The organism is Streptomyces sp. NPDC059989 (assembly GCF_042736975.1).
Classification (GTDB): domain Bacteria; phylum Actinomycetota; class Actinomycetes; order Streptomycetales; family Streptomycetaceae; genus Streptomyces.
In genome coordinates this window covers 1-25,197 of the sequence record NZ_JBHWUO010000067.1, presented here as the reverse complement: position 1 = coordinate 25,197, position 25,197 = coordinate 1, and the positions used below count along the sequence as shown (strand labels likewise).

22 protein-coding genes and 1 riboswitch are annotated in these 25,197 nt (G+C 70.4%); of the genes, 4 read left to right on the top strand and 18 right to left on the bottom strand.

Going from position 1 to position 25,197, the window contains the following annotated elements; all coding sequences use genetic code 11:
• Position 1: 1 nt before the first annotated feature.
• The 8 genes from ACFWBN_RS35450 to ACFWBN_RS35415 form a co-directional block, all read right to left on the bottom strand.
• A complete protein-coding gene (locus tag ACFWBN_RS35450; RefSeq protein ID WP_385184449.1) occupies positions 2 to 1,621 on the bottom strand; it encodes a GMC oxidoreductase in 1,620 nt (539 codons plus the stop codon).
• Between the two features lie 97 nt (positions 1,622 to 1,718).
• Positions 1,719 to 2,261, bottom strand: a complete 543-nt coding sequence (locus tag ACFWBN_RS35445; RefSeq protein WP_385184446.1) for a YciI family protein — start codon at positions 2,259 to 2,261, stop codon at positions 1,719 to 1,721.
• A gap of 77 nt (positions 2,262 to 2,338) precedes the next feature.
• On the bottom strand, positions 2,339 to 3,481 hold the full coding sequence (locus ACFWBN_RS35440; protein WP_385184443.1) for a glycosyltransferase family 4 protein: 1,143 nt from the start codon (positions 3,479 to 3,481) through the stop codon (positions 2,339 to 2,341).
• 45 nt (positions 3,482 to 3,526) lie between these two features.
• Positions 3,527 to 4,648, bottom strand: a complete 1,122-nt coding sequence (locus ACFWBN_RS35435) for a hypothetical protein (RefSeq protein WP_385184440.1) — start codon at positions 4,646 to 4,648, stop codon at positions 3,527 to 3,529.
• 78 nt (positions 4,649 to 4,726) lie between these two features.
• Positions 4,727 to 5,788, bottom strand: coding sequence for an NlpC/P60 family protein (locus ACFWBN_RS35430; RefSeq protein ID WP_385184437.1), 1,062 nt, complete (start codon positions 5,786 to 5,788; stop codon positions 4,727 to 4,729).
• A 253-nt stretch (positions 5,789 to 6,041) separates the two neighbouring features.
• Positions 6,042 to 7,070, bottom strand: coding sequence for an NlpC/P60 family protein (locus tag ACFWBN_RS35425; protein ID WP_385184434.1), 1,029 nt, complete (start codon positions 7,068 to 7,070; stop codon positions 6,042 to 6,044).
• A 252-nt stretch (positions 7,071 to 7,322) separates the two neighbouring features.
• Positions 7,323 to 8,687, bottom strand: coding sequence for an NYN domain-containing protein (locus ACFWBN_RS35420; RefSeq protein ID WP_385184472.1), 1,365 nt, complete (start codon positions 8,685 to 8,687; stop codon positions 7,323 to 7,325).
• Positions 8,688 to 8,727: 40 nt separating this feature from the next.
• On the bottom strand, positions 8,728 to 8,970 hold the full coding sequence (locus ACFWBN_RS35415; RefSeq protein ID WP_385184431.1) for a hypothetical protein: 243 nt from the start codon (positions 8,968 to 8,970) through the stop codon (positions 8,728 to 8,730).
• Between the two features lie 133 nt (positions 8,971 to 9,103).
• Between ACFWBN_RS35415 and ACFWBN_RS35410 the strand changes: the two genes are divergently transcribed.
• On the top strand, positions 9,104 to 9,826 hold the full coding sequence (locus ACFWBN_RS35410; protein ID WP_385184428.1) for a rhomboid family intramembrane serine protease: 723 nt from the start codon (positions 9,104 to 9,106) through the stop codon (positions 9,824 to 9,826).
• Complete coding sequence (locus ACFWBN_RS35405; RefSeq protein ID WP_008738815.1) at positions 9,823 to 10,104, top strand: Lrp/AsnC family transcriptional regulator; 282 nt, start codon at positions 9,823 to 9,825, stop codon at positions 10,102 to 10,104. Before ACFWBN_RS35410 ends, ACFWBN_RS35405 begins: the two co-directional genes overlap by 4 nt.
• Positions 10,105 to 10,705: 601 nt before the next feature.
• On the opposite strand, the gene ACFWBN_RS35400 is transcribed toward ACFWBN_RS35405, so the two are convergent.
• The 6 genes from ACFWBN_RS35400 to ACFWBN_RS35375 form a co-directional block, all read right to left on the bottom strand.
• Complete coding sequence (locus ACFWBN_RS35400) at positions 10,706 to 12,103, bottom strand: aminotransferase class V-fold PLP-dependent enzyme (protein ID WP_385184425.1); 1,398 nt, start codon at positions 12,101 to 12,103, stop codon at positions 10,706 to 10,708.
• A 220-nt stretch (positions 12,104 to 12,323) separates the two neighbouring features.
• Positions 12,324 to 12,440, bottom strand: a riboswitch (SAM riboswitch).
• 107 nt (positions 12,441 to 12,547) lie between these two features.
• The gene (trpD, locus tag ACFWBN_RS35395; protein ID WP_385184422.1) at positions 12,548 to 13,612 is read right to left on the bottom strand and encodes an anthranilate phosphoribosyltransferase; all 1,065 of its coding nucleotides are present in this window, start codon (positions 13,610 to 13,612) and stop codon (positions 12,548 to 12,550) included.
• A gap of 165 nt (positions 13,613 to 13,777) precedes the next feature.
• Positions 13,778 to 15,406, bottom strand: a complete 1,629-nt coding sequence (locus tag ACFWBN_RS35390) for a cytochrome bc complex cytochrome b subunit (RefSeq protein WP_385184418.1) — start codon at positions 15,404 to 15,406, stop codon at positions 13,778 to 13,780.
• Complete coding sequence (locus ACFWBN_RS35385) at positions 15,403 to 16,461, bottom strand: Rieske 2Fe-2S domain-containing protein (RefSeq protein ID WP_385184416.1); 1,059 nt, start codon at positions 16,459 to 16,461, stop codon at positions 15,403 to 15,405. The genes ACFWBN_RS35390 and ACFWBN_RS35385 overlap by 4 nt, the downstream gene beginning before the upstream one ends.
• Positions 16,458 to 17,267, bottom strand: a complete 810-nt coding sequence (locus ACFWBN_RS35380) for a c-type cytochrome (protein WP_385184412.1) — start codon at positions 17,265 to 17,267, stop codon at positions 16,458 to 16,460. The genes ACFWBN_RS35385 and ACFWBN_RS35380 overlap by 4 nt, the downstream gene beginning before the upstream one ends.
• A 76-nt stretch (positions 17,268 to 17,343) precedes the next feature.
• Positions 17,344 to 17,964 carry a heme-copper oxidase subunit III gene (locus tag ACFWBN_RS35375; protein ID WP_008738823.1) on the bottom strand — a complete coding sequence of 207 codons (621 nt, stop codon included), beginning with the start codon at positions 17,962 to 17,964 and terminating at the stop codon, positions 17,344 to 17,346.
• A gap of 199 nt (positions 17,965 to 18,163) precedes the next feature.
• Here ACFWBN_RS35375 and ACFWBN_RS35370 point away from each other — a divergent pair, with 199 nt between their 5' ends.
• Positions 18,164 to 18,568 carry a hypothetical protein gene (locus ACFWBN_RS35370; protein ID WP_385184409.1) on the top strand — a complete coding sequence of 135 codons (405 nt, stop codon included), beginning with the start codon at positions 18,164 to 18,166 and terminating at the stop codon, positions 18,566 to 18,568.
• Between the two features lie 78 nt (positions 18,569 to 18,646).
• Here the strand turns inward: ACFWBN_RS35370 and ACFWBN_RS35365 are convergent, their stop codons facing one another.
• The 4 genes from ACFWBN_RS35365 to coxB all read right to left on the bottom strand — a co-directional run bounded on the left by ACFWBN_RS35365 (position 18,647) and on the right by coxB (position 23,106).
• Positions 18,647 to 19,894, bottom strand: coding sequence for an Ig-like domain-containing protein (locus tag ACFWBN_RS35365; RefSeq protein ID WP_385184406.1), 1,248 nt, complete (start codon positions 19,892 to 19,894; stop codon positions 18,647 to 18,649).
• Between the two features lie 115 nt (positions 19,895 to 20,009).
• Complete coding sequence (locus ACFWBN_RS35360) at positions 20,010 to 20,408, bottom strand: cytochrome c oxidase subunit 4 (RefSeq protein WP_385184403.1); 399 nt, start codon at positions 20,406 to 20,408, stop codon at positions 20,010 to 20,012.
• Positions 20,405 to 22,135: a cytochrome c oxidase subunit I gene (ctaD, locus tag ACFWBN_RS35355; RefSeq protein ID WP_385184401.1), complete on the bottom strand. Its 1,731-nt coding sequence runs from the start codon at positions 22,133 to 22,135 to the stop codon at positions 20,405 to 20,407. The genes ACFWBN_RS35360 and ctaD overlap by 4 nt, the downstream gene beginning before the upstream one ends.
• On the bottom strand, positions 22,132 to 23,106 hold the full coding sequence (gene coxB, locus ACFWBN_RS35350) for a cytochrome c oxidase subunit II (RefSeq protein WP_385184398.1): 975 nt from the start codon (positions 23,104 to 23,106) through the stop codon (positions 22,132 to 22,134). The genes ctaD and coxB overlap by 4 nt, the downstream gene beginning before the upstream one ends.
• Positions 23,107 to 23,389: 283 nt before the next feature.
• Between coxB and ACFWBN_RS35345 the strand changes: the two genes are divergently transcribed.
• Positions 23,390 to 24,769, top strand: coding sequence for a cysteine desulfurase/sulfurtransferase TusA family protein (locus ACFWBN_RS35345; protein WP_385184395.1), 1,380 nt, complete (start codon positions 23,390 to 23,392; stop codon positions 24,767 to 24,769).
• Positions 24,770 to 25,197: the final 428 nt, after the last annotated feature.

The following is a 25,197-nucleotide window of genomic DNA, read 5'->3' as shown; positions in this document are numbered from 1 at the left end:
ACTAGCCAGGCGGGTCCTCCGCGAGGATCCGGGCCATGTTCCGCTCGGCGAGGGCCGTGATCGTCACGAACGGGTTCACGCCGAGCGAGCCGGGAACCAGGGAGCCGTCCACGACGTACAGCCCCTGGTACCCCTTCGCCCGCCCGTACGCGTCCGTCGCCTGACCGAGGACGCAGCCCCCGAGCGGGTGGTAGGTGAAGTTGTCGGCGAAGGCCTTGTTGTCCCCGAAGAGGTCGTGCCGGTAGACGGTCACGTTCCTCCGGTTGATCCGGTCGAAGAGACGCCTGGCCGCCTCCACGGACGGCGTGTTCTGGTCCCTCGTCCAATTCAGCCGGGCCGAATCGCTCGCGGCGTCATACGTGAAGTGCCCGCGCTCGGGGTTCTTGGTGATGGCCAGGTACATCGAGATCCAGTGCTCCAGGCCCATGGGCAGCGGGGCGATCTCGGCGAAGACCGGATTGCTTGCGTTGTCCCAGTCGTCGATGCCCAGGGCGGGCATGGTCGACTGGTTCGCACCGACGGTGTCCCACAGATGATTGGCGCGGGCGGTCATGACGTTGCCGTTGTGCCCCCATCCCAGCCCGACCCGGTCGCTGAGCGCGGGCAGCGTCCCGGTCTCCCGGGCCCGCAGCAGGATCTCGGTGGTCCCCAGGCTGCCGGCCCCGAGGAACAGCTGCCGGCACCCGAGCTCGCGCACCTGCGTGACCCTGCCCGTGACGTCGCTGGTCTGAACGGTCAGCACGTACCCCCCGCCCGGATCGGTCCGTACGCCCACGACCCGCTGCATGGTCTCGATGGTGACGTTCCCGGTGCCGATCGCCGCGGCGAGGTAGGTCTTGTCGACGCTCTTCTTCCCGTGGTTGTTGCCGTAGATGACCTCGCCCGCGAGCGCGGACCTGGTGGCGGTCCCGGCCGCCTCCCGCTTCATGTACTCGAAGTCGTACACGTTCGGCACGAACACGGTCTTCAGCCCGGTGTTCTGCGCGTGCTTGCGCGAGATCCGGGCGAACCGGTACCACTCGGTGGACTCGAACCAGGCCGGGTCGATGTCGTTCACGCCGAGCATGGCGCGGGCGCGCGGGTAGTAGGTCCCGTACATCTCGTCGGCGTCCACCCCCGGGAACACCTCGGTGAAGTACGACCGCCTCGGGGTGGGCGCCATCCCTCCGTTGACCAGCGACCCGCCGCCGACCCCCCGCCCCACGTACACGGACATGTCCCCGTAGTTCACACGGTCGAGGACGCCCGGATACGGGCTGATGTTGCGGTTGACCACGTCGAGCCAGAGGAACTGCGCGAGCGGCGCCTCGGTCCGGGTGCGGAACCACATGGAGCGCTGGTCCGGCGCGGAGGTGGAGGGGAAGACCTTCCCGTCGGGCCCGGGAGTGTTCCAGAGCCGCCCCATCTCCAGGACGACGGTCCGCACCCCGGCCTGTCCGAGCCGGAGCGCGGCAACGGCGGACCCGTACCCGGAGCCGACGACGATGGCGGGAGCGTACTGCGCGGCGGCGGGCTCGGCAGCGGCGGCCGAGGAGAGCCCGATCCGCGTGAGGCCGAGTACGGCGGCGGTCTGAAGGGCGCCGATGCCGAGCATTTGACGGCGCGTCAGGTTGGGTGTCATGGCCGCATCATGGGCGGAATCCAGCCGTCCAGCCATACTCCGCCCTGACAGGCATCTGAGAGACAGTCAGACATGGCACGACACCGCCCTGAGCCGATCACCGCCGCCCCCCGAACTCCCAGTCGTGCACCTCGGTGCCGGCGTACCCGCCCGCGGTCAGCACGGCCCGCGCCGCCTCCGCGTCCGACGCCCTGACCAACACCGCCGTCCCCACCCAGACGGCCCCGTCGTCGGACAGCAGCGGCCCGTAGGCGATCAGCCCGTCCCGATCGGCCGGCACTTCAAGGTCAACGGCCTCGCCCGCACCGAAACCGAGCACGAGGTACCGGTTGCCGCCCTCCCGTCCGCCGGGAAAGTCCCACATGGTGCGCCCCAGCAGGTTGCGCCACCGCCGCACCAGCACATCCCGGTACACACCGGCCTGATAGCCGGGCTCCTCGAAGGCGAACGCCCGTGCAGCGCCGGCATCGGGCAGGTCGACGATGTGCAGACTGCCCGTCGGAACGTCGCCGACGAAGGTCGGCCCCCGGGCGATCATCTCCTTCGCGTACTGGTCCATGTAGGACCAGTGCCCTTCCAACAACTCGTCCCGCAGCTCTACGGAGCCCGGCCGGTCACGGTGGTAACAGAGGAATTCCATGCCCAGAGCCTCTCTTCAAAGAGACACGAGGTCGAGCGGATTTGTGATACCGACGGGAACCCCCGAAGCCCCCGCCCCTACAACAACTCGCGCAACCGCCCCGCCAGCAGGTCCCACCGCCACCGCTCCTCGACCCAGGCCCGCCCCGCCGTGCCCATGCGCTCCCGCAGGGCCGGATCCAGCAGCAGGGTCACCACGCGGTCCGCCGCGTCCTCCGGGGAGCCGCCCCGGACGACCCAGCCCGTCTCGCCGTCCAGTACCGCGTCCGGCGCCCCGCCGGAGTCGCCCGCGACCACCGGCAGGCCCGTCGCCGAAGCCTCCAGGTAGACGATGCCGAGGCCCTCCACGTCCAGCCCGCCCCGCCGGGTCCTGCACGGCATGGCGAAGACGTCCCCCGCCCCGTAGTGGGCGGGCAGTTCCGACCACGGCACCGCCCCCGTGAACCGCACCGACGCCTCGACGCCCTTGGCCGCGGCCAGCGCCCGCAGATCCGCCTCGTACGGCCCGCCGCCCACGATCAGCAGCACCGCGTCCGGCACCGCCGCCAGGATCCTCGGCATCGCCTCGATCAGCGTGTCCTGCCCCTTGCGCGGCACCAGCCGGGAGACGCACACCACCACGGGCCGGTCCGTCAGCCCCAGCCGGGCCCGGACCTCCGCCCCGCCCGACTCCGGATGGAAGGTCTTCTCGTCCACCCCCGGCGGGAGTTGCACCATCCGGGCCGCCGCCCGCTCCGTGACCGCCGAGGCGATCCGCGAGCGCGTGTACTCCCCCAGGTAGGTGAGCGTGTCCGTGCCCTCGCCGATCCGCCGCAGCAGCTGCCGCGCGGCCGGCAGCTGGGCCCAGCCCGCCTCGTGCCCGTGCGTCGTGGCCACGATCCGCCGGGCCCCCGCCCGCCGCAGCGCAGGGCCCATGAGCCCGAGCGGTGCCGCCGCACCGAACCACACGGACTCGCAGCCGTGTTCGCGCAGCAGGCCCACGGCCCTCCGCGTCACCCGCGGCGTGGGCAGCAGCATCGTCGTACGGTCGCGCACCACCTGGAACGGCTGCTCGGCGTCGAAGGCAGCCGTCGCCTCGCGCCCTTCCTCACCCCGCTTCCACGTGGAGGCGTAGACGACGACCCGGTCGGGATCCAGCCTCAGCGCCATGTTGTGGAGGAAGGCCTGGATGCCGCCCGGTCGCGGCGGGAAGTCGTTGGTCACGATCAGCGTCTTGTGCATCGCCAGCCGACGATACCGGTCGACGGCGAAACCCGGCGAAGCACCTCAGCCGAGCTCCCTGCGCAAACCCTCCTGCCAAGCCGAGGTCAGCCCGGCCTGGTCCACACCCAGCGTCTCCTCCAGCGCCGTCGCGAGCGGCTCGCGCCCCGCCCGCTCGTACAGGTCCACCAGCGCCGCGTCCCCCCACTTGTCCGCGATCAGCCGGCAGGCCAGCCAGGAGCCCTCGTACGCCCGGGCCAGCGCGTCGGGGTCGCCGCCGAAGGCGAAGGCCCCCGTGTCCGGCAGGGCGGCCGGCACCTCGCCGCGCCGTACGGCCCGCGCCAGCGCGGGGGCGCCCTGCGCCGGGGTGGTGTCGGTGCCGCGGTACGCCGCCCAGTCCGCGAAGCCCTCGGAGAGCCACAGCGGGGTCGTCGCGGTGGTCGCCGCACGGGTGGCCACGTGGGTGACCTCGTGGGTCAGGACGACGCGCCGGCCCTCCTCCCCCAGCTGGGCCCAGCCCTCCGGGTTGACCACCACCCGGTCCGCCGGCACCGGCCCGGCGGCTCCCACCCGGCCGGAGGTGACGGCCCCCATCCCCCGGTAGTCGGCGGCCGGCCGCCCCAGCAGCTCCGCCATCCGGTCCAGGGACCCGGGGACCAGTACCACCACCCGCCCCGCCCACGGCCGGGGCCAGGCGGCGCTCGCCGCGGGCACCGCCCGGTCGGCCTCGGCGGCGATCGCGGACAGGTCGGGGGCTCCGGCGCCGCCCAGCACCAGCGAGTGCGTGCCCCGGACCTCCGACACCGGCCCCTGGTCCCACAGCTGCGGCAGCGCGCCCGGGGCGGGCCGGTCGGCGGTGACCCGCCACCGCGCGCCGTCCCCGGAGGCTTCGCGTACGAGCTTGAGCTCGAGCTCGCGCGCCGACCCGCCCGGCGCCGCGTCGTAGCCCGCCAGCCGGTAGCGCAGCTCGGCCCGTACGTGGGCCCGCGCCCCGTCCCGCCGCACCGAGGCGACCTCGTACGCCCAGTCCTCCAGCGGGATCCCGGCGAGCCGCTCGGGCGGCACCCGCGACCAGTCGGCGACGGCCGTCCGGATGTCCCGCTCGGCGGTGCCGTCGGGCCGCGCCGCGCACCCTGCCAGCAAGGCGCACAGCAGGAGCGGCAGCACGAGGACGCGACGGAGAGCCATCAGCCGATCGTACGCACAGCGACCCTCCCGCCCGGGCTCACGGAGCCGGAGCCGGCCCGCCCGTGCCCGGCCCGGGACTCAGGGCCGGGTCACCGCCGAAACCGGCATCATCCCCACCGGGTCGTACCGCACCCTGGCCCCGGGGTACGGCGCGTGCACCACCTGCCCGTTGCCGACGTACATGCCGACGTGGCTGGCGTCGGAGCGGTACGTCACCAGGTCGCCCGGCCGCGCCTGCGACAGCGGAACCTGGCGGCCCGCGTGCCGCTGCGCCTGCGAGGTGCGCGGCAGCGAGACCCCGGCCTGCCGGTACGACCAGACCATCAGCCCGGAGCAGTCGAAGCCGGAGGGCCCGGTGGAGCCCCACACGTACGGCCGGCCGACCGCCGCCCGGGCCGCCATCACCGCGGCGGCGGCGCGCCCCGACGACGGGCCGAGCGAGGCCAGGTCGGGCATCGCGTCGGGGCGGCCGCCGGAGCGCGAGGCCCGTTCGAAGTCGGCGCGTTCCTCGGACGGCATGGCGTTGAGCAGCCGCCGGGCGGCCGCGAGCTTCGCCGTGACGGACCGCTTGTGGCGGGCCACGTCGGCGCGCAGGGCGTCGAGTTCGGCGAGTTTGCGGGAGGCCTCCCGGCGTTCCTGGCCGAGCCGGCGCTGCTCCTCGCGCAGTTCGTCCAGCTGGCGGGCCTGGCGGCCGGTCAGCCGGTCGAGGGCGGCGGCCTGTTCCAGGTACGCGTCGGGGTCGTCGGAGAGCATCAGGCCGACGGTGGGGTCGATGCCGCCGCTGCGGTACTGGGCTCCGGCGAAGGTGCCGAGGATGCCGCGCATGGTGTTGATGCGCTCCTGGCCGCGGGCGACCGCGTCCTGGGCGCGGTCGACCTCGGCGCGGAGCCGGTCGGCCTTCTCGCCCGCCTCGTTGAAGTGCTCGGTGGCCTGCTCGGCCTCTTCGAAGAGCCGGTCGACCTGGGCGCGGGCACTGTCGGACGGGTCGTGCGGGAGGCCGGGGGCCGCGCTCGCGGGTGCGCCCGCCATGGCGACCGCGGCCGTGGCCGCGGCGGCGGTGAGGACGGTGACCTTCGCGTTCCGGTCAAGGCCCGTGAGGCCGGTGAGGCCGCTGAGGCCGGTCCGGCGATGGGACGCCACGTGAAACCGCTCCCTTCCGCTGCGCGGGGCCCGGGTCCGCCCCCCGTGGACGGCCGTGTGCCGGGTTCCGCGCTGGCAGACAGTAGCCGCGCCACCGGGCACCGACCAACGACCGCCGACGGGTACGCACAGTGACGCCCCGTCGGAGACGCAGGTCACCGGCGGGGCGTGTGGTCAGAGCGGGGCCCTTTAATTCGCCCGGATGGGCGGTGTCCGGCGCGTCCCGGAGCGGGGACGCGGCGCGCGGGAGGCGTCAGCCGACGCGGACGCCGAACTGGAAGGGCATGTTGTCCATGGACTCGTACTTGATGCCGCCGCGCGGGTTGGAGGCGTGCAGCGTCATGTTGTTGCCGGCGTAGAGGCCGACGTGGTGCAGGTCCCCGTAGAAGAAGACCAGGTCGCCGGGCTGGAGCTGGCTGCGGCTGACGCGGGTGCCGTCGTTCGCCTGGGTGTCGGTGACGCGGCTGATGTTGACGCCGGCCTGCTTGTAGGCCCACTGGGTCAGACCGGAGCAGTCGAAGGCGCTCGGGCCGGTGGCGCCGTAGACGTATGCGCCGCCCAGCTTGGTCTTCGCGGCTTCGAGGGCGGCTCCGGCCCGGCCCGAGGCCTTCACGTTGCCGAGGTCGACGCGGGTGCTGTCGCTGCGGCTGGCGCGCGTCTCCTCGTCCTTGATCGCCGCGCGCTCCTGGGCGGTGAGGCTGTTGAGCAGGGCCTGGGCCTCGGCGAGCTTCTCCGCCGAGACCTTCTTCTTCTCGCCGAGCTCCTTGCGGGTGGCGTCGAGGTCGGCGAGCTTGCCGGCGGCCTCCTGGCGCTGCTGCGCGAGGCTGCGCTGCTTGGCCTGGATCTTCTGGACCGCCTCGACCTGCTTGCCGCTCAGGTGCTCCAGGGTGGAGGCCTTGTCGAGGTAGCTGTCGGGGTCCTCGGAGAGGAGGAGGGCTATCGACGGGTCTATGCCGCCGTTGCGGTACTGGGCGCTCGCCATCGAACCGAGCGTGCTGCGCAGCTCGTTGAGGTCGCCCTGGCCGCGTGCGACCTGGTCCTGGAGCTGCCCGATCTCCTTTTCGAGCTTCTCCTGGCGTTCCTTGGCACCGTTGAACTTCTCTGTGGCCTGCTCCGCCTCTTCGTAGAGCGCGTCGACCTGGGACTTGACCTCCTCCTTGCTCGGCTTGGCCGGAGCGGCGGAGGCGCCTTGGGAGGAGAGGACGACGGCCGCGGCCGCTGTCGCGGTCAGCACGGTCACACGAGCGCGGGTCGGCTGCTTGGGTCGACGGTGGGACGCCACGAAGGCGAGCTCCTTCTTCCTAGAGCCGCCGAAGAACGCAACTCGGCAGCACCTCCGCCGCCACCCCGAATGAGTGATCTACCGCACGAAGGTTTGAACAGACCCTAGTGACCCCGCTGTGATCAGTTCAAATCCTGTCGGGAAAAAACTCGGTCCACGACCAGCTTCTTTACCTACAGCCCACGCTCTGTGCCGGGCACTTGACGGTACGTTCCCTGCGGGCCCCGTCAATTCGGGCATTCGGGCGAGCAGTTACGAAACGCGCGAAAGCCGCTTCAGCAACAAGGCGGACGCCACCGGCCGCGCACCCGCCTTGGCCACCCCGTCGGCGACCTCCCGGTCCGTGGAGACCACGACCACCGGACGGCCGGGCGGCTCCGCGCGCACCAGCTGGCGGATCAGCTCGTCCGCCGTCACGCCGGCCTTGGAGAACAGCACCCGCACCCCGCGCGGCGGCGCGAGCAGCACCGGGGCCGCCAGCTCCGCCCCGTCGAAGACACAGGTCATCTCCGCGCCCGTCTGCGCGGCCAGCATCGACAGCCCGCCCAGCAGCCGCAGCCGCTGCTTCTCCAGCGGCATCGTCGGATAGCCCGTCTTGGTCACGTTGTAGCCGTCGACCACCAGATGGGCCTGCGGCAGCGCCAACAGCTGGTCCAGCAGTGCCGGATCGGTCTCCGACAGCGCACGCGCCGCGATGTCCTTCGGGGTCATGCGGCCCGGCTCCACCGCGTCCACGGTGTCCGCCGGGCGGGTGTTGACCGGGGGCAGCGCCAGCTCGCGGCGCAGCCCCGCCGCCGCGTCCAGCACCGTGTCCAGCAGCAGCCGCAGCCGCATGTCCTCGATGCTGCGCCCCTCGCGGGTGGCCCGGCGCGAGGTCTCCAGCGCCGTCTCCACCTCCGCCAGCCGGGACTTGAGCCGCCGGGCCTCGCTCTCGGCGGCGGCCACCCGCCCGGCCGCCTCCCCGCGGATCCCGTCGATCTCGGAGTTGACCTTGCGCAGGGCCGCCTCGCCGCGCTTGACGTCGCTGAGCGCGCTGCGCAACTTGCGCTGAAGCGATTCCGCTTCCCGGCGCGTCGTCTCCAGCTCGGCCCGCACCTGATCTTCGCCGGAGCGCTGGAGGTCCCGTACGTGGGCCAGTTCCTCGCGGAGCCGCTCCAGCTCGCGCCGGGTCTCCTCGCCGACCCGCTCGGCGTCGGCGCGCTGCGCCTCCTCGCCCGCGGCGGCGACCAGCTTGACCCACCCGGCCGGCCGCAGCACGTACGCGGCGGCCGCCACGTCGAGCGGATCGGCGGCGGCGGGCGGGGCACCGGTCTCCAGCGCCCCGGCCAGCTCGGCCTGCGCCTCGCGCAGCTTCTCGGCGACGCGGCTGCGGAAGACGGCGTCGGTCTCGACGGCCGCGGCCATGGCGTTGCCCGCGAACTTGACGCGCCGGGTCGGGGTGAACCGGGCGTACTGGCGCAGCTGCGCCGGGAGGTCCGCGACCGTCAGTCCGCCGAAGGCTTCCGAGACGAGCGCGACGACCCGGCGCCGCACGCCTTCCGGCAGCGGGCGGTCGAGCACCTCGGCGGCGTCGCCGGCCGCGTCGGCCGGCTCAGCGCCGCTTGCTGGCTCCACAATCCGTCACCCCTACCGTGATCTACCTGTGGGCACGGCTCCGTCAGGAGTCCGCGCCCGGCCTGTCCACGAGCTCAATCTGGTCCACCGCGTTGCACCAGCGGCAGCGGACCGACTCGATGGTCTCATTGACCACCTCGCGCTCCTCGACCTTGGGCTCCCCGGCGAGGTCCAGGTGGACGTACTCGACTACCTTCGACGAACGGGTGACGTCGAAGCGCGTGAGGTTGCCGCACAGGGTGCAGCGCCACCGGGTGGTCTCGGTCGGCAGGGGAACCGTCGTCATCAGGCCGCTCTCTCCTTCGTAGCTCATTCAATTAAAGCCGTCCTCGGCCGTCACGGGGACCGCAGGACCGCAGCTCGTAACCCTACGGCCTGGCACCGCTTCAGGTGGGCCCGGTTGCGTCATGCTCTGTCACATGATCGTAAGGTGGCGGGCCGTTCGCGAGGCTGCCCGGGGACCGGTGGTCACCCATGCGCTGATCGCGGGCTGCGCGGTGGTGTTCGTCCTGAGCCCGGCCTCGGGGCTGAACCCGGTCTACGGGACGGGCGACCAGCTGCTGGCCTCCGGGACGGCGTACTTCCGGCGCTGGGGCGTGGTCCCGGACGAGCTGTTCACGGACAGCCCCCGGGCCTGGCTGACACCGCTGACCGCGCTGTTCGTCCACGGCAGCTGGCTGCACCTGCTGGGGAACATGCTCTTCCTCTACGTCTTCGGCGCGATGACGGAGGAGCGGATGGGGCGGCCGGCGTTCCTCGTCTTCTACGTCTGCACCGGCTACGTGGCCCTGGCCGCGTACGCGGCGGCCAACGCGAGCTCCTCGCAGACGCTGGTCGGGGCCTCGGGAGCCATCTCGGCGGTGCTCGGCGCCTTCCTGTGCCTGCTGCCGCGGGCCAGGGTGACGAGCCTGTTCCCCTTCCTGTTCTTCCTGCCGCTGCGCTTCCCGGCGTGGATCGTGCTGCTGTTCTGGTTCGCCCTCCAATGGGTGGCCGCGCACCGGGCGGAAAGCGGCCCCGGGGTCGCGTACCTGGCCCATCTGGTGGGCTTCTCGGTCGGCTTCCTCTACGCGTGGGCCCGCTATCGGGGTGCGACTAGAGTGAGGCGACCAGCGACGGCCACCGAGGGAGACAGCCAGCCGTGATCACCGCGATCGTGCTCATCAAGACCAGCGTGGACCGCATCCCCGAGATCGCCGAGTCCATCGCCGCGCTGGACAGCGTCAGCGAGGTCTACTCCGTCACCGGGACGTACGACCTGATCGCGCTGGTCCGCGTGGCCCGCCACGAGAACCTGGCGGACATCATCCCGGGCCGCATCAGCAAGATCCCGGGCGTCGAGGCGACGGACACGCACGTGGCGTTCCGTACGTACTCGCAGCACGACCTGGAGGCGGCGTTCGCGATCGGCCTCGACGCGTAGCGCCGGCCTCGGCGGCTCCGGTTCGCCTCAATCGCCGGCGGGGCTGGGTTTGTGCCCCTCGGGCGGGGCCGGAGCGGGGCTTGGGGCGGTGCCCCTCCGGAGTGTCTCCTCGTCCTCGCGCACGAAGCCACCCCTTCGTGACGTAAGCCCAGGTTGCGCGCTCGTCCTGCGGGGACCCTCCTGCGGGTCCCCACCCCAACCCCCACTCCGGCCCCGCCCGGCGCGGCTTCGAATCGACTCCCCCCACACCGGGACGGGGCCCCTGGGGCCTGCGGGGGGGAGCGGGGGCGCGCAGGGACGTCCCCGCAGGACGAGCGCGCAACCAAAGCAGCACGCCGTGACAAGGCATAGTGCGCGAGGACGAGGAGACGTCCCGGAGGGACCCCGCGGACAGCCCGGGCACTCCGACCCCGCCCAGGGGAATCCCAGCCTCGCCGGCGTTTGAGGCGCGGGGTCTGGGGCGGAGCCCCAGCAGCAGCGCCGAGCCCGGCAGGCCAGACCCCGCCCGGGGGAACCAAACCCAGCCCCGCCGGCGATTGAGGCGCGGGGGCGCGGGGGCAGAGCCCCCGGAGCGGCGCCGCGCGCAAAGCGAACCGCAGCCCTAGACGGCGGGCACGCAGCGGCCCTCTTCCGTGCGGTACTGCCACTTCGCCCCGTCCGCGACGAGTTCCTTCACGGCGCGGACGAACCGCTCGACGTGCTCGTCAGGGGTGCCGGCACCGAAGCTGACGCGGATGGCGTTGAGGGAGCGCTCGCCGGGCGCCGCCTCGGGCGCTCCGCATTCGCCCTGGGCCTGCGGCTCGCTGCCGAGCAGGGTGCGGACCAGCGGGTGGGCGCAGAAGAGGCCGTCGCGGACGCCGATCCCGTACTCGGCCGAGAGGGCGGCCGCGAAGTGGGAGCTGTTCCAGCCGTCCACCACGAAGGAGATGACGCCCACGCGCGGGGCGTCGTCGCCGAAGAGGGACAGGACGCGGACCGCCGGAACCTCGGCCAGGCCCTCGCGGACCTTGGCGATGAGGTGCCGCTCGCGGGCGACCAGGGAGTCGAAGCCCGCCTCGGAGAGGGCCCGGCAGGCGGAGGCGATGGAGTAGACGCCGATGACGTTCGGGGAGCCGGCCTCGTGGCGGGCGGCGGTGGTGTGCCACTCGACGTCCACGCCGCCGTCCTCGCGGCGGGCGACCTTGCGGGAGGCGCCGCCGCCCGCGAGGTACGGCTCGGCCTGCTGCAGCCAGTCCGCGCGGCCCGCGAGCACGCCCGAGCCGAAGGGGGCGTAGAGCTTGTGCCCGGAGAAGGCGACCCAGTCCACGTCCAGGTCCTGGACCGAGACGGGGTGGTGCGGGGCGAGCTGGGCGGCGTCCAGGACGATCCGCGCGCCGTGGGCGTGCGCGGCGGCGGCGAGTTCCTTGACCGGCCACAGCTCGCCGGTGACGTTGGAGGCACCGGTGACGCAGACCAGGGCCGGGCCGTACGGCTCGCGGTCGGCGAGCGCCCGCTCCAGGGTGGCGACGGCCTCGTCCGGGGTGCGGGGGGCGTTGAGGTAGGTGACCTGCGCGTTCGTCCAGGGCAGCAGCGAGGCGTGGTGCTCGGTCTCGAAGACGAACACCTGGCAGCCGGCCGGGAGTACGGCGGCGAGCAGGTTGAGGGAGTCGGTGGTGGACCGGGTGAAGACGACCTGGTCGGAAGGGCGGCAGTCGAGGAACTCGGCGACCGTGGCCCGGCTCTGCTCGAAGAGGTCGGTGGAGAGCTGCGAGAGGTAGCCGGCGCCGCGGTGCACGCTGCCGTAGTACGGGGCGTAGGCGGCCACGTCGTCCCAGACCCGCTGGAGGGCCGGGGCGCTGGCCGCGTAGTCGAGGGCCGCGTAGGTGACCTCGCCGCCGGTGACGAGCGGGACGGTGACGTCCCGGCCGAGGACCGGCAGCGGCTCGGCACAGGCGGCGTCGGAGGTGGCGGCGGCGGCAGCAGTGGTGGTGGCGACGGCGGCGTTCAGGGCAGCGGACATGGCGGATTCTCCCGGCAGGCAGGTCTGAATGGCTTCGGTGTGCCCGTACGCGGGTACGACTCGGCGGCGGCCGACGACCGGGGTACGGGGGGCCTCGGACCGATCCGGGGTACACGGAAGTGACCCTGGTCCGAGGGTTGAAGAAGGGGCTGAGTCGCCCTATCGCATTCGCTTGCTCACGGAAACGCTCCTCGAGAGACCAGGACCCCTGGTGTCGAGGGATCCGCGCTTGCCGTAGGCCTTGCTGCCTACGACCTGGTCATCACCCGGGGCACCCCGCCACGGAAGGAGGGTTGCCGGACAGCAAGCCGGGGCCTAAACGCTGTCACTCGTGACCTGGTCAGCATCCTGCCACATGATCCCCCCGGCGCAAGACCCCGGTCCGAATGGCGGACCGGGGTCTTGACTCAAAACGATCACACGGAATCAGGCACTCCGGGCGTGCTACGCGTTGCTCGCCGCCACCCAGCGCTCCAGCGCCGCCCGCGCCGCACCCGAGTCGATCGACTCCGCCGCACGGGCGATGCCGGCGGCGAGCTGCTCCTCCAGGGTGCCCGTACCCGGGTCCAGCGCCACCAGCGCCGCCGCCGAGTTCAGCAGCACCGCGTCGCGGACCGGGCCCGTCTCGCCGGCCAGCAGGCGGCGGGCCACGTCGGCGTTGAACGAGGGGTCCCCGCCGCCCAGGGCGGACACGTCCACCAGCGGGATGCCCACGTCGCGCGGGTCGAAGGACTGCTCCGAGACCTTGCCGTCGCGGACCCACCAGACGCGCGAGGTCGCCGTCGTGGTCAGCTCGTCCAGGCCGTCGTCGCCGCGGAAGACCAGCGCGGACGAACCCCGCTCGGCGAGCACGCCCGCCACGATCGGGGCCACCCGGGCGTCGGCGACACCGGTGGCCTGGGCCCGTACCCGGGCCGGGTTGGTCAGCGGGCCGAGGAAGTTGAAGGTGGTGCGGATGCCCAGCTCCTTGCGCGCGGCTGCCACGTGCCGCAGCGCCGGGTGGAACTTCACGGCGAAGCAGAAGGTGATGCCGGCCTCCTCGGCGACCTGCACGACCCGCTCCGGGGTGAGGTTGAGGTTGACGCCGAGCTTCTCCAGCACGTCCGAGGAGCCGCTCGCGGAGGACGCGGCCCGGTTGCCGTGCTTGACCACCTTCGCGCCCGTACCGGCCACCACGAGCGCCGACATCGTGGAGATGTTCACCGTTTTGGCCCCGTCGCCGCCCGTGCCGACGATGTCCACCGTCCGGCCCGGCACCTCGATGAGGTTGGCGTGCTCGTACATGGCCCGTACGAGGCCGTTGATCTCCGCGACCGTCTCCCCCTTGGCCCGCAGCGCGACCACGAAGCCGGCGATCTGGGCGTCGGTGGCCTCCCCGCGCATGATCCGGTCCATGGCCCAGGCGGTGTCGTCGGCACTCAGGTCATGGCCGGTCAGCAGGGCGTCGAGAACGCCCGGCCAGCCACGGGCCGCCACGCTGTCGCCGCCTGCCGGGGTCACAACGTTCATGGTCCGCTCCTGCTGCTTGTCAAGGTTTCCACGTCGAATGGGAAGGGCTTCAGCCTATCCAGCCCAGGAGACGGCAAAGAGCCCCGTCCAGACACTGGACGGGGCTCTCGCCGTGGCGACACCAGGACTGACCGAAATCAATCCCTCATGCGGTCGTGCGGGAGATCAGTGGTGGCCGTGGCCGCTCTGGATCTCCTTGTACTCCTCCACCGTGGGCTTCGGGATCTGGGTGTTCTCCCCGTAGAAGCCCTTGCTGAGCTTCGCGCGGAGCTTCTCCATGGCCTTCACCTTGCGCTCGACACCGTTCTCGTCGACCGTCGGGCCGATCTCGATCGGCTTGTACTGCTCGTGCGCGGTGAGCTTGTGCAGCTGGCCCTGCGGCAGCGCCTCGTGGATCTCGACGAACTCACCGTGCGGCAGACGCTTGATGATGCCGGTCTCGCGACCGTGCAGCACCTTGTCGTGGTCCCGGCGCTGGAGGCCGAGGCAGATCCGCTTGGTGATCACGAAGGCGATGACCGGTCCGACGAAGAAGCCGATCCGCGCGAACCAGGTGATCGAGTTGATCGACAGGTGGAAGTACTGGGCGAACATGTCGTTGCCACCGGCGATCAGCAGGATCATGTACCACGTCAGCCAGGCGACACCGAACGCCGTACGGGTCGGGACGTTGCGCGGGCGGTCCAGGATGTGGTGCTCGCGCTTGTCACCGGTGACCCAGGACTCGATGAACGGGTAGACCGCGATCGAGACGAGGACCAGCGGGAAGATCACCAGCGGAACGAACACGCCCAGGACGAGCGTGTGGCCCCACAGGTTGATCTCCCAGCCCGGCATGGCACGGATCAGGCCTTCGGAGAAGCCCATGTACCAGTCGGGCTGCGCACCGGTGGACACGTGGTCCGGGCGGTACGGGCCGAGCGCCCAGATCGGGTTGATCGAGGCGATGGCCGCGATGGCCGCGATGACACCGAAGACCAGGAAGAAGAAGCCTCCGGCCTTGGCCATGTAGACCGGCAGCAGCGGCATGCCGACGACGTTGTTGTTCGTCTTGCCGGGACCCGCGAACTGGGTGTGCTTGTGGTAGAAGACCAGGATCAGGTGGGCCACCAGCAGGCCCATCATGATGCCGGGCAGCAGCAGGATGTGGATCGAGTAGAACCGGGCGACGAAGTCGCCGCCGGGGAACTCGCCGCCGAAGAGGAAGAACGACAGGTACGTGCCGACGATCGGCACGGACAGGATCGCGCCCTCCATGAAGCGGACACCGGTGCCCGAGAGCAGGTCGTCCGGCAGGGAGTAACCGGTGAAGCCGGTGAACATGCCGAGGACCAGCAGCAGGAAGCCGAAGACCCAGTTGACCTCGCGCGGCTTGCGGAACGCACCCGTGAAGAACACGCGCATCATGTGCACGAGCATGCCCGCGACGAAGATCAGGGCCGCCCAGTGGTGGATCTGCCGGATGAGCAGACCGCCGCGGACGTCGAAGCTGATGTCCAGGGTCGAGGCGAAGGCCTCGGACATCTGGACGCCCTGCATGGGCACGTACGAGCCGTGGTAGACGACCTCGTTCATGCTCGGGTGGAAGAACAGCGTCAGGTAGACACCCGTGAGGATGACGATGATGAAGCTGTAGAGGCAGATCTCACCCAGCATGAAGGACCAGTGGTCCGGGAAGATCTTGCGCATGTTGGACTTGGCCAGGGTGTAGATGCCCAGGCGTCCGTCCGCCCAGTCCGCTACGCGCTCGCCGGCGGGCGCTTTGCGCGCCTTGTTGTCAGTGGCAGTGCTCATCCGCGCTCCCAGAATGCAGGACCGACGGGCTCTTCGAAGTCGCCGTGCGCTTCGAGGAAGCCTTCGTCATTGACGCCGATCCGCAGCTGCGGAAGCGCGTGACCGGCCGGGCCGAAGATGACTCGGGCGCCGTCGGAGAGGTCGAAGGTGGACTGGTGGCACGGGCAGAGCACGTGGTGCGTCTGCTGCTCGTACAGGCTGATCGGGCAGCCGACGTGGGTGCAGATCTTGGAGTAGGCCACGATGCCCTCGTGGGACCACTCCAGCTCCTGCTTGTCCTTGATGTCCTCGGGCTTGAGCCGGACGATCATCAGGGCAGCCTTGGCGATCTGCGTCTGGAAGTCGTGCTGGTCCTCCTCCAGGCCTTCCGGCCGGGCGAAGGTCAGCGAACCGACGAGCACGTCCTCGGGACGCAGCGGCTCGTTCGTGTTGTCGTTGATCAGCAGCTTGCCCTTGGACCACACCGTCTTGCGGAGCTTGTCCTCGGGCAGGGGGCCCAGGTCGCGCATGATCATGAGGGCGGAGAGCGGCAGCATGGCCAGCGCGCCCAGCATGGTGTTGCGGATCAGGGGTCGGCGGCCGATGCCGGACTCGTTCGCGCCGTCCGCGAAGTCCTGCATGACCTTCGCCTTGACCTCCGCCGGAGCGGCGATCTCGTGGCGCTCGTCGGCGACCTCCACGTCGGACATCAGGGTGCGGGCCCAGTGGACCGCGCCCGCGCCGATGCAGAAGAGGGCCAGACCCAGGGTCAGACCCAGGGCGAAGTTGAGACCGCTCACCTTCCCGATGGGGAAGATGTACACGATCTTCTCGACGGGGATGGTCACGTAGGCGGCGATGAAGCCGATGGTGGCCAGCATCGACAGCGTGAACAGCATCGCGACGGTGCGCTCGGAACGCTTCGCCGCACGCTCGTCGATGTCCTGGATACGCGGCTTGTGGACCGGCAGGCCCGGGTCGGCGAACGGGTCGTCCGCGACCGCTACGGCACCGTGGTGCGCGTCGCCCTGCTCGCTCGGCAGGTGCTTCTCTTCGGGAATGTCTTGGCTACTCATGACTTCTTGGCCTTAGCGGTGTGGGCCGCGACCCAGACGGCGACAGCGATCAGCGCACCCAGACCGAAGATCCAGCCGAACAGACCCTCGGAGACGGGGCCGAGGCCACCGAGCTTCAGGCCGCCAGGGCTGACCGACTTCTCGCCGTTCACGTTCTGGAGGTACGCGATGATGTCCTTCTTCTGCTTCTCCGGCATGGTGCTGTCCGGGAAGGAGGGCATGTTCTGCGGGCCGGTGAGCATGGCCTCGTAGACGTGCTTCGGCTCGACGCCCTCCAGGTTGGGGGCGTACTTGCCGTTCGTCAGCGCGCCGCCCTCGCCGGTGAAGTTGTGGCACTGCGCGCAGTTGTTGCGGAACAGCACACCACCGTTGGCGATGTCGGCACCCGCCGGGTCGTACTGCTTCTCGGTCGGCGTGATCGGGCCGGCACCGAGGGACGCGATGTACGCGGCCAGCTGGTCGATCTGCGCCTGGGTGTAGACGGCGGGCTTCTTCGGCACCTGGGCGCCGGGCTGCTGGGCGGGCATGCGGCCCGTGCTCACCTGGAAGTCGACGGCCGCGGAGCCGACGCCGACCAGGCTCGGGCCGTCAGAGGAACCCTGACCGCCGGTTCCGTGGCAGCTTGCGCAACCCACGGCGTAGAGCTTCTGGCCCTCCTCGATGGCGAGGGACTGGGCGGTTTCGTCGGCCTGCGCCTTGCCCGCGGGGGCGAAGGCGGCGTACAGCCCCCCAGTGGCCGCCAGCGCGAGGAGTAGAACGACGACCGCCGCCAGCGGATGGCGTCGTCGTGCGGAGAGCTTTTTCACGGATTACCCCGGTGTCAGGATCTTCTGCGTCGGTGTGTCTGGATGGAGTGCCGGGTCGGGCCCGGTGACGTGATCGCTACTTGATCAGGTAGATCGTGGCGAAGAGGCCGATCCAGACGACATCGACGAAGTGCCAGTAGTAGGACACGACGATGGCCGACGTGGCCTGTTCGTGGGTGAACCTCTTGGCCGCGTACGTCCGGCCGAGGACCAGCAGGAAGGCGATGAGACCGCCCGTCACGTGCAGACCGTGGAACCCGGTGGTCAGGTAGAAGACCGAGCCGTACGGACCGGACGAGAGGCTCATGCCCTCGTGCTTGACCAGCTCGGTGTACTCGAACACCTGGCCGCCAATGAAGATCGCACCCATGACGAACGTGATGATGAACCACGTCCGGAGCTTCTTCACGTCACCGCGCTCGGCTGCGAATACGCCGAGCTGGCAGGTGAGCGAGGAAAGCACCAGGATCGTCGTGTTCGTCGCCGAGAAGGGCAGATTCAAGGCCGAGGCCTGTTCTGTCCAGTACTCGGCGCCTGTCACGGATCGCAGGGTGAAGTACATCGCGAAGAGGGCCGCGAAGAACATCAGCTCGGAACTCAACCAGATGATGGTTCCGACGCTGACGAGGTTCGGCCGGTTGACCGTCGGGTGCGCGTGCCCGGTATCTACTGTCGTTGCTGTCGCCACGACCGACATTATGTCGGTCGCTTATCCCGCCCTCACCCCGGGGGGTGCCGTTCGGAGTGTCCGAGGCGTGTGCAAGGCCCGAACGGCCCATCAGATCGCCTTCCGGGCGCCACTCGCGAGCCTGTCCGAACCGATGTTGACAGCGCATCGGGAGGAGTAGCATCCCGCGCAACATCAACGTGATTCACGGGACACGTGGAGGAACGAAATGCGGGCGACTGCGCGGGTTCTGGTCTACAGCGACGACGCGGGCACCCGGGAGCAGGTGCGGCTGGCGGCAGGGCGCAGGCCGGCCGCGGATCTGCCGCCGGTCGAGTTCCTGGAGTGCGCGACGCTGCCGGCGGTCCTGACGGCACTGGACGCGGGCGGCATCGACGTGTGCGTGCTGGACGGCGAGGCGGTCCCGGCCGGGGGCATGGGGGTGTGCCGGCAGATCAAGGACGAGATCTTCCGGTGCCCGCCGGTGCTGCTGCTGATGGGGCGTCCGCAGGACGCCTGGCTGGCCACTTGGAGCCGCGCGGACGCGGCCGTGACCCTTCCGGTGGACCCGGTGGAGTTCCCCGAGGCCCTGGCGGGTCTCCTGCGCTCCCGGCTGTCCTCCTCCGCCGCCTGAGGCGGCGACGGAGCGCGGGGGCCCGTAAGGACCCCCGTGCTCCGGTTCGGCCCGTACGGGCCCTCGTGCGGCCCCGGTTCAGACGGTCGGGCGGAGTCGGGCCTGGTCGATGGTGCTGCGGCCCTCCTGGGTGCCCTTGAGGAGGGCGCTGCCCTCGCGCCATTCCTTCCAGTCCATGTTCCAGTCGCCGTAGCCGTTGCCGAAGGTGTCCATGTCCTCGCCGATGCTGTTGACGACCTGGACGATGTCGCCTTCGGTGATGTTCTCGTAGAACCAGGCGGCGTTGCCGGTGCTCATTCCGGTGCAGCCGTGGCTGACGTTCTCGTAGCCCTGGGAGCCGACGGACCACGGCGCGGCGTGGACGTATTCACCACTCCAGGTGACGCGGGTGGCGTAGTAGACGGGCAGGTTGTAGTACTCGCTGCCGCCGATGCCGACGGTGTCGCCGCGCATCTGGACGAAGTACTGCTTGCCGAGGACCACCTTGACCCCGTTGCGGGTGGAGAAGCCGGGCTTTCCGGTGGTCACCGGAATGGTGTTGATCACTTCTCCGTTGCGCTTGAACGTGAGGTAGTGCGAGGAGGCGTCGGTGGTGACCTCGACGCGGTCGCCGATCTCCAGCTTGAGCGGCTTGGCCGCGGCCCCGTAGAGGTGGTCGGAGATCCTGACGCCCTCCAGGTTGCTCCGTACGGAGACCTCGGTGTTGGCGGGCCAGTACTCCTTGGGGCGGTAGTGGAGCGTCTTGTCGTCGACCCAGTACCAGGCGCCCACGACGCCGCTCGGGGCCTTGACCTCCAGCCCCCGTTCGATGACGGCTCGGGCGGCCTTGTCCTTGACGGGTTCGCTGATTTCGGCCGTGAGGGGCTGTCCGACCCCGTATTTGCCCTCGTCCGGGCCGAATTCGACCTTGAGGACCCCCTTGGCCGGGGTGGTGTCGAAAACGGCCGTGCGCTGCCCTGGGGCGCCCTTGGCGTTCTCGGTGCTGACGGTGACGGTGTAGCGGACACCGGCGGCCATGGGGACGGTGTTGTGCCAGCGGTCCCCCTTGGCCGACAGTTCGCCGGCCAGGCGGCGCCCGTGGGTGTCCACGGCTGTCACGTCGGTGATGCGGCTCTCACCCCCCTTCACGGTCACCTCGAAGGGTTTGTCGGGGTCGACGGGGCGGCCGCCGGGGGCCTGGTTGAAGGCAATGTGATCGCCCGCGTCGTACGGGCGGGCTGACAGCGGGTTGTTGTCGCCGGACCCGCATGCGGTGGCGCCGGCCCCGAGGGACGCGACCAGCAGGGAGCAGCTGAGTACCGTCCAAAGACGCGGTGAGTGCTTCATGGAGCCAACGCTATGAAGGTATGACAATTACGGCGCGCGGGGTGACTGCAAACGAGGGGCCCGGACTCCTCCGAAGAGGTGTCCGGGCCCCACGTCAGTGCTTCGTGCGGTGCTGCTACTGGTTCTGGTTCTCACCGCGGTAGTACTCGTACACCCAGCCCCACAGGCCGATCACGATGATCGGGGCCGAGAAGTACATGAGCCACCAGCCGAAGATGACGCCCATGAACGCGAGCGCGCCACCGACCGCCAGCGAGAGCGGCTGCCAGCTGTGCGGGGAGAAGAACCCCAGCTCGCCCGCCTCGTCGGAGATGTCGGCTTCCTTGTTGTCCTGGGCCATCTCGTCCACGCGCTTGGCCGTGAAGGCCAGGTAGTAGCCGATCATGACGCTCAGGCCGAAGGCCAGGAAGAGCGCGGTGGTGCCTACGGGCTCCTTCGACCACACGCCGTACACGACGGCCATGATCAGGATGAAGAAGGAGAGCCAGAGGAACATCTTGCCCTGGATCTTCACTTGCCGGCCTCCTTGCCACCGGTGACGGCCTTGACGCCGGCGCCGTGGTCCTCGAGGTGGTCGAGGGCCGCGATCTCCGGGTGGTGCAGGTCGAACGCCGGGGACTCGGAACGGATCCGCGGCAGGGTGAGGAAGTTGTGCCGCGGCGGCGGGCAGGACGTCGCCCACTCGAGCGAACGGCCGTAACCCCACGGGTCGTCGACCTCGATCTTCTTGCCGTACTTGGCGGTCTTCCACACGTTGTACATGAACGGAAGCATCGACAGGCCGAGCAGGAAGGAGCTGATCGTCGAGATCGTGTTCAGCAGGGTGAAGCCGTCGGCCGCGAGGTAGTCCGCGTAACGACGCGGCATGCCCTCGGCACCCAGCCAGTGCTGCACCAGGAACGTGCCGTGGAAGCCGATGAACAGCGTCCAGAAGGTGATCTTGCCGAGGCGCTCGTCCAGCATCTTGCCCGTGAACTTCGGCCACCAGAAGTGGAAGCCGGCGAACATCGCGAACACCACGGTGCCGAAGACGACGTAGTGGAAGTGCGCGACGACGAAGTACGAGTCGGAGACGTGGAAGTCCATCGGGGGCGAGGCCAGGATGACGCCGGTCAGACCACCGAAGGTGAAGGTGACCAGGAAGCCGATCGTCCAGAGCATCGGGGTCTCGAAGGACAGCGAGCCCTTCCACATGGTGCCGATCCAGTTGAAGAACTTCACACCGGTCGGGACCGCGATCAGGAAGGTCATGAAGGAGAAGAACGGCAGCAGCACACCGCCGGTGACGTACATGTGGTGGGCCCACACGGTCACCGAGAGACCGGCGATCGAGATCGTCGCGGCGATCAGACCGATGTAGCCGAACATCGGCTTACGGGAGAAGACCGGGATGATCTCGGAAACGATTCCGAAGAACGGCAGCGCGATGATGTACACCTCTGGGTGTCCGAAGAACCAGAAGAGGTGTTGCCACAGCAATGCTCCGCCGTTCGCGGCATCGAACACGTGCGCACCGAACTTGCGGTCGGCCTCCAGCGCGAAGAGCGCGGCGGCCAGCACCGGGAAGGCGAGCAGGACCAGGACACCGGTCAGCAGCACGTTCCAGGTGAAGATCGGCATGCGGAACATCGTCATGCCGGGGGCGCGCATGCAGATGATCGTGGTGATGAAGTTGACCGAGCCGAGGATCGTGCCGAAGCCGGAGAAGGCCAGACCCATGATCCACATGTCGGCGCCGATGCCCGGCGAGCGGACGGCGTCCGACAGCGGGGAGTAGGCGAACCAGCCGAAGTCGGCGGCGCCGTTCGGCGTCACGAAGCCGGCCACCGCGATGGTGGAGCCGAACAGGTAGAGCCAGTAGGCGAACATGTTCAGCCGCGGGAACGCCACGTCGGGCGCGCCGATCTGCAGCGGCATGATCCAGTTCGCGAATCCGGCGAACAGCGGCGTCGCGAACATCAGCAGCATGATCGTGCCGTGCATCGTGAACGCCTGGTTGAACTGCTCGTTCGACATGATCTGCGTACCCGGACGGGCCAGCTCGGCGCGCATGAAGAGCGCGAGGAGGCCGCCGATGAGGAAGAACACGAACGAGGTGACCAGGTACATCGTGCCGATGGTCTTGTGGTCGGTGGTGGTAAGCCACTTCACGGCCACGCTTCCCGGCCGCTTGCGCCGCACCGGCAGCTCGTTTTCATACGAGTCGGCGGCGGCACCCTGAGATTCGTTGAGGATGCTCACAGTTTGTTCGTCTCCGCATTCCGGGCCGGGTCGGTCTGCTTGATGCCGGCCGGGAGGAAGCCGGTCTGCCCCTTCTCCGCCAGCTCCTTCAGGTGCGCCCGGTACTCGTCGGGCGAGACCACCTTGACGTTGAAGAGCATCCGGGAGTGGTCGACGCCGCAGAGCTCGGCACACTTGCCCATGAAGGTGCCTTCTTGGGTCGGGGTGACCTCGAAGACGTTGGTGTGGCCCGGGATGACGTCCTGCTTGAACAGGAAGGGCACCACCCAGAAGGAGTGGATGACGTCGTTCGACGACAGGATGAAGCGGACCTTCTCGCCCTTGGGCAGCCAGAGGGTCGGCCCCGGGTTGTCGGTGTCCGGGTTCCGGTCGCCGGGGACGCCCTTCTGGTAGACGCCTTCGGCGCCCGCGGGGAAGTCCTTGGTGAAGCGGTCCGGAAGGGCGGAGAGCTCCTTGGGAACCTCGCCCGCCTTCGGGGTCGCCGCGTCGCCGTCGACGTTCTCGATGTAGTTGAAGCCCCAGCTCCACTGGTAGCCGATCACGTTGATCGTGTGCGCCGGCTTGGCGGAGAGGGAGAGCAGCTTCGACTCGTCACGCGCGGTGAAGTAGAAGAGCACCGAGACGATGATGAGCGGGACCACGGTGTACAGCGCCTCGATGGGCATGTTGTACCGGGTCTGCGGGGGGACCTCGACCTTGGTCCGGCTACGCCGGTGGAAGATGACGCTCCACATGATCAGGCCCCACACGAGGATGCCGGTGATCAGAGCGGCGGCCCACGACCCCTGCCACAGGGAGAGGATGCGAGGCGCCTCCTCAGTGACCGGGGTGGGCAATCCGAGGCGGGGGAAGTTTTTCCATGTTGGCGAGCAACCAGTGGCGGTCGCCAGGACCGCGCCTGCAGCCAGCACCTGCAGCGGCTTCCGCCGCATCGGGCGCCGCGGCGAGCGGTCGGAGCCGTAGGGACTCACGTAGCGCCTTCCCGAGAGTCTCGGCCCGCGTGGCCGGCCGCGGCCGTATTCGGGTCGGTCGCCGGCCCTGACGCAGGCAGGGGTTTGGATGTTTATGCGGACCAAACCCTACTGGACGCTATTTGGGGTCGCGCGGGGAGGGTGCCCAACGCGCCGCTACAGCCCCCGAAGGGATGGATCCGCCGTCCGGGGGACGGTGCGAACGGCCCTGAATGATGGCCTCCGGAAGACATCTGACGCCCCCTGACCTCGAACGGTGGCGGCCGGGGGCTAGCGTGACCGGATGCCGTACTTCGACAGCGCGTCCGCCGCTCCCCTGCACCCCGTGGCCCGGCAGGCGTTGCAGGCCTCCCTCGACGAGGGCTGGGCCGACCCGGCCCGGCTCTACCGGGAGGGCCGGCGGGCGCGGCTGCTCCTGGACGCGGCGCGGGAAGCGGCGGCGGAGTCGGTGGGATGCCGGCCCGACGAGCTCGTGTTCACTCCTTCGGGGACGCACGCGGTTCACACGGGGGTCGCGGGGGTCCTCGCGGGGCGCCGGCGCGTCGGAGACCATCTGGTCGTATCAGCGGTCGAACACAGTTCTGTACTGCATGCGGCGGAAGCGCACGCGGCGCGCGGCGGGACGGTGACGGAGGTCCCGGTGGACCGGTCGGGTGCGGTGGCCCCGGCCGGGTACGCCGACGCGCTCGGCCCGTCGACGGCGCTGGCCTGCCTGCAGTCCGCCAACCACGAGGTGGGCACGGTCCAGCCGGTGGCGGAGGTGGCCGAGGTGTGCGCGGCCGCCGGGGTACCGCTGCTGGTGGACGCGGCGCAGTCGCTGGGCTGGGGTCCGGTGGAGGGCGCGTGGTCCGTGCTGGCGGCGAGCGCGCACAAGTGGGGCGGCCCGCCCGGGGTCGGACTGCTCGCCGTCCGCAAGGGGGTCCGCTTCTCGGCCCAAGGACCGGCGGACGAGAGGGAGTCGGGCCGCTCCCCCGGCTTCGTGAACCTTCCGGCGATCGTGGCTGCGGCGGCGTCACTGCGGGCCGTACGGGCCGAGGCGGACGCGGAGGCGGCCCGGCTGCGGGTGCTGGTGGACCGGATCCGGAGGCGGGTGGTCCGGCTGGTCCCGGACGTGGAGGTGGTCGGCGACGCCGACCGGCGGCTGCCGCACCTGGTCACCTTCTCCTGCCTCTACGTGGACGGGGAGGCGTTGTTGCACGAGCTGGACCGGGCGGGCTACTCGGTCTCCTCCGGCTCCTCCTGCACCAGCTCCACGCTGACCCCGAGTCACGTGCTGCGGGCGATGGGCGTGCTGTCGGAGGGGAACGTACGGGTCTCGCTGCCGCTCGGGACCACGGCGGAGGAGGTGAACGCGTTCCTGGAGGTGCTGCCGGGTGCGGTGGCCGGCGTACGCGACCGGCTGGGCATCTCCGAACCGCTTCCGGTGGCACCGGTGGCGGACTCCGTCGAGATCGACGCGCTCGGCCTGCGCTGCCCGCAGCCGGTCATCGAACTGGCCCGGGCCATCGTCACCGTTCCGGTGGGCGGCACGGTGACGGTCCTGTCGGACGACGAGGTCGCGCGGCTGGACATCCCGGCGTGGTGTTCCATGCGGGGCCAGTCATACCTTGGCGAAGCCGAGCGTCCCGTGGGGGTCGCGTACACGGTTCGCCGCCTGCGGTAGCCCCCACGTCGGGCGCGGCGTCGCTGCTGGGGCTCCGCCCCAGACCCCGCGCCTCAAACGCCGGCGGGGCTGGGTTTGTCCCCCCGGGCGGGATCTTGACCGTTCGGGCTGGTTTTCGCCGGGCTGGGTTTGTCCCCCTGGTCGGGGTCGGCCAGGTGGGTTTGTTCCGCCGGGGCGAGGTCGGAGTGCCCGGGTTGTGCGCGGGGTCCCTCCGGGACGACTCCTCGTCCTCGCGCACGAAGGCTGGCTTCGTGGCGTGCTGCTTTGGTTGCGCGCTCGTCCTGCGGGGACGTCCCTGCGCGCCCCCGCTCCCCCCGCAGGCCCCAGGGCTCGGTGTGGGGGGAGTCGATTCGAAGCCGCGCCGGGCGGGGCCGGAGTGGGGGTTGGGGTGGGGACACGCAGGAGGGTCCCCGCAGGACGAGCGCGCA

Excerpts from the sequence above, each read along its gene's own strand:
- ACFWBN_RS35390 (WP_385184418.1), bottom strand. The coding sequence starts at position 15,406 with ATGAGCACTGCCACTGACAACAAGGCGCGCAAAGCGCCCGCCGGCGAG.
- ACFWBN_RS35365 (WP_385184406.1), bottom strand. The coding sequence starts at position 19,894 with ATGAAGCACTCACCGCGTCTTTGGACGGTACTCAGCTGCTCCCTGCTG.
- ACFWBN_RS35375 (WP_008738823.1), bottom strand. The coding sequence starts at position 17,964 with ATGTCGGTCGTGGCGACAGCAACGACAGTAGATACCGGGCACGCGCAC.
- ACFWBN_RS35435 (WP_385184440.1), bottom strand. The coding sequence starts at position 4,648 with ATGGCTCTCCGTCGCGTCCTCGTGCTGCCGCTCCTGCTGTGCGCCTTG.
- ACFWBN_RS35400 (WP_385184425.1), bottom strand. The coding sequence starts at position 12,103 with ATGTCCGCTGCCCTGAACGCCGCCGTCGCCACCACCACTGCTGCCGCC.
- trpD (WP_385184422.1), bottom strand. The coding sequence starts at position 13,612 with ATGAACGTTGTGACCCCGGCAGGCGGCGACAGCGTGGCGGCCCGTGGC.
- ACFWBN_RS35440 (WP_385184443.1), bottom strand. The coding sequence starts at position 3,481 with ATGCACAAGACGCTGATCGTGACCAACGACTTCCCGCCGCGACCGGGC.
- ACFWBN_RS35445 (WP_385184446.1), bottom strand. The coding sequence starts at position 2,261 with ATGGAATTCCTCTGTTACCACCGTGACCGGCCGGGCTCCGTAGAGCTG.
- ACFWBN_RS35345 (WP_385184395.1), top strand. The coding sequence starts at position 23,390 with ATGCCGTACTTCGACAGCGCGTCCGCCGCTCCCCTGCACCCCGTGGCC.
- ACFWBN_RS35415 (WP_385184431.1), bottom strand. The coding sequence starts at position 8,970 with ATGACGACGGTTCCCCTGCCGACCGAGACCACCCGGTGGCGCTGCACC.
- ACFWBN_RS35385 (WP_385184416.1), bottom strand. The coding sequence starts at position 16,461 with ATGAGTAGCCAAGACATTCCCGAAGAGAAGCACCTGCCGAGCGAGCAG.
- ACFWBN_RS35410 (WP_385184428.1), top strand. The coding sequence starts at position 9,104 with ATGATCGTAAGGTGGCGGGCCGTTCGCGAGGCTGCCCGGGGACCGGTG.
- ACFWBN_RS35450 (WP_385184449.1), bottom strand. The coding sequence starts at position 1,621 with ATGACACCCAACCTGACGCGCCGTCAAATGCTCGGCATCGGCGCCCTT.
- ACFWBN_RS35370 (WP_385184409.1), top strand. The coding sequence starts at position 18,164 with ATGCGGGCGACTGCGCGGGTTCTGGTCTACAGCGACGACGCGGGCACC.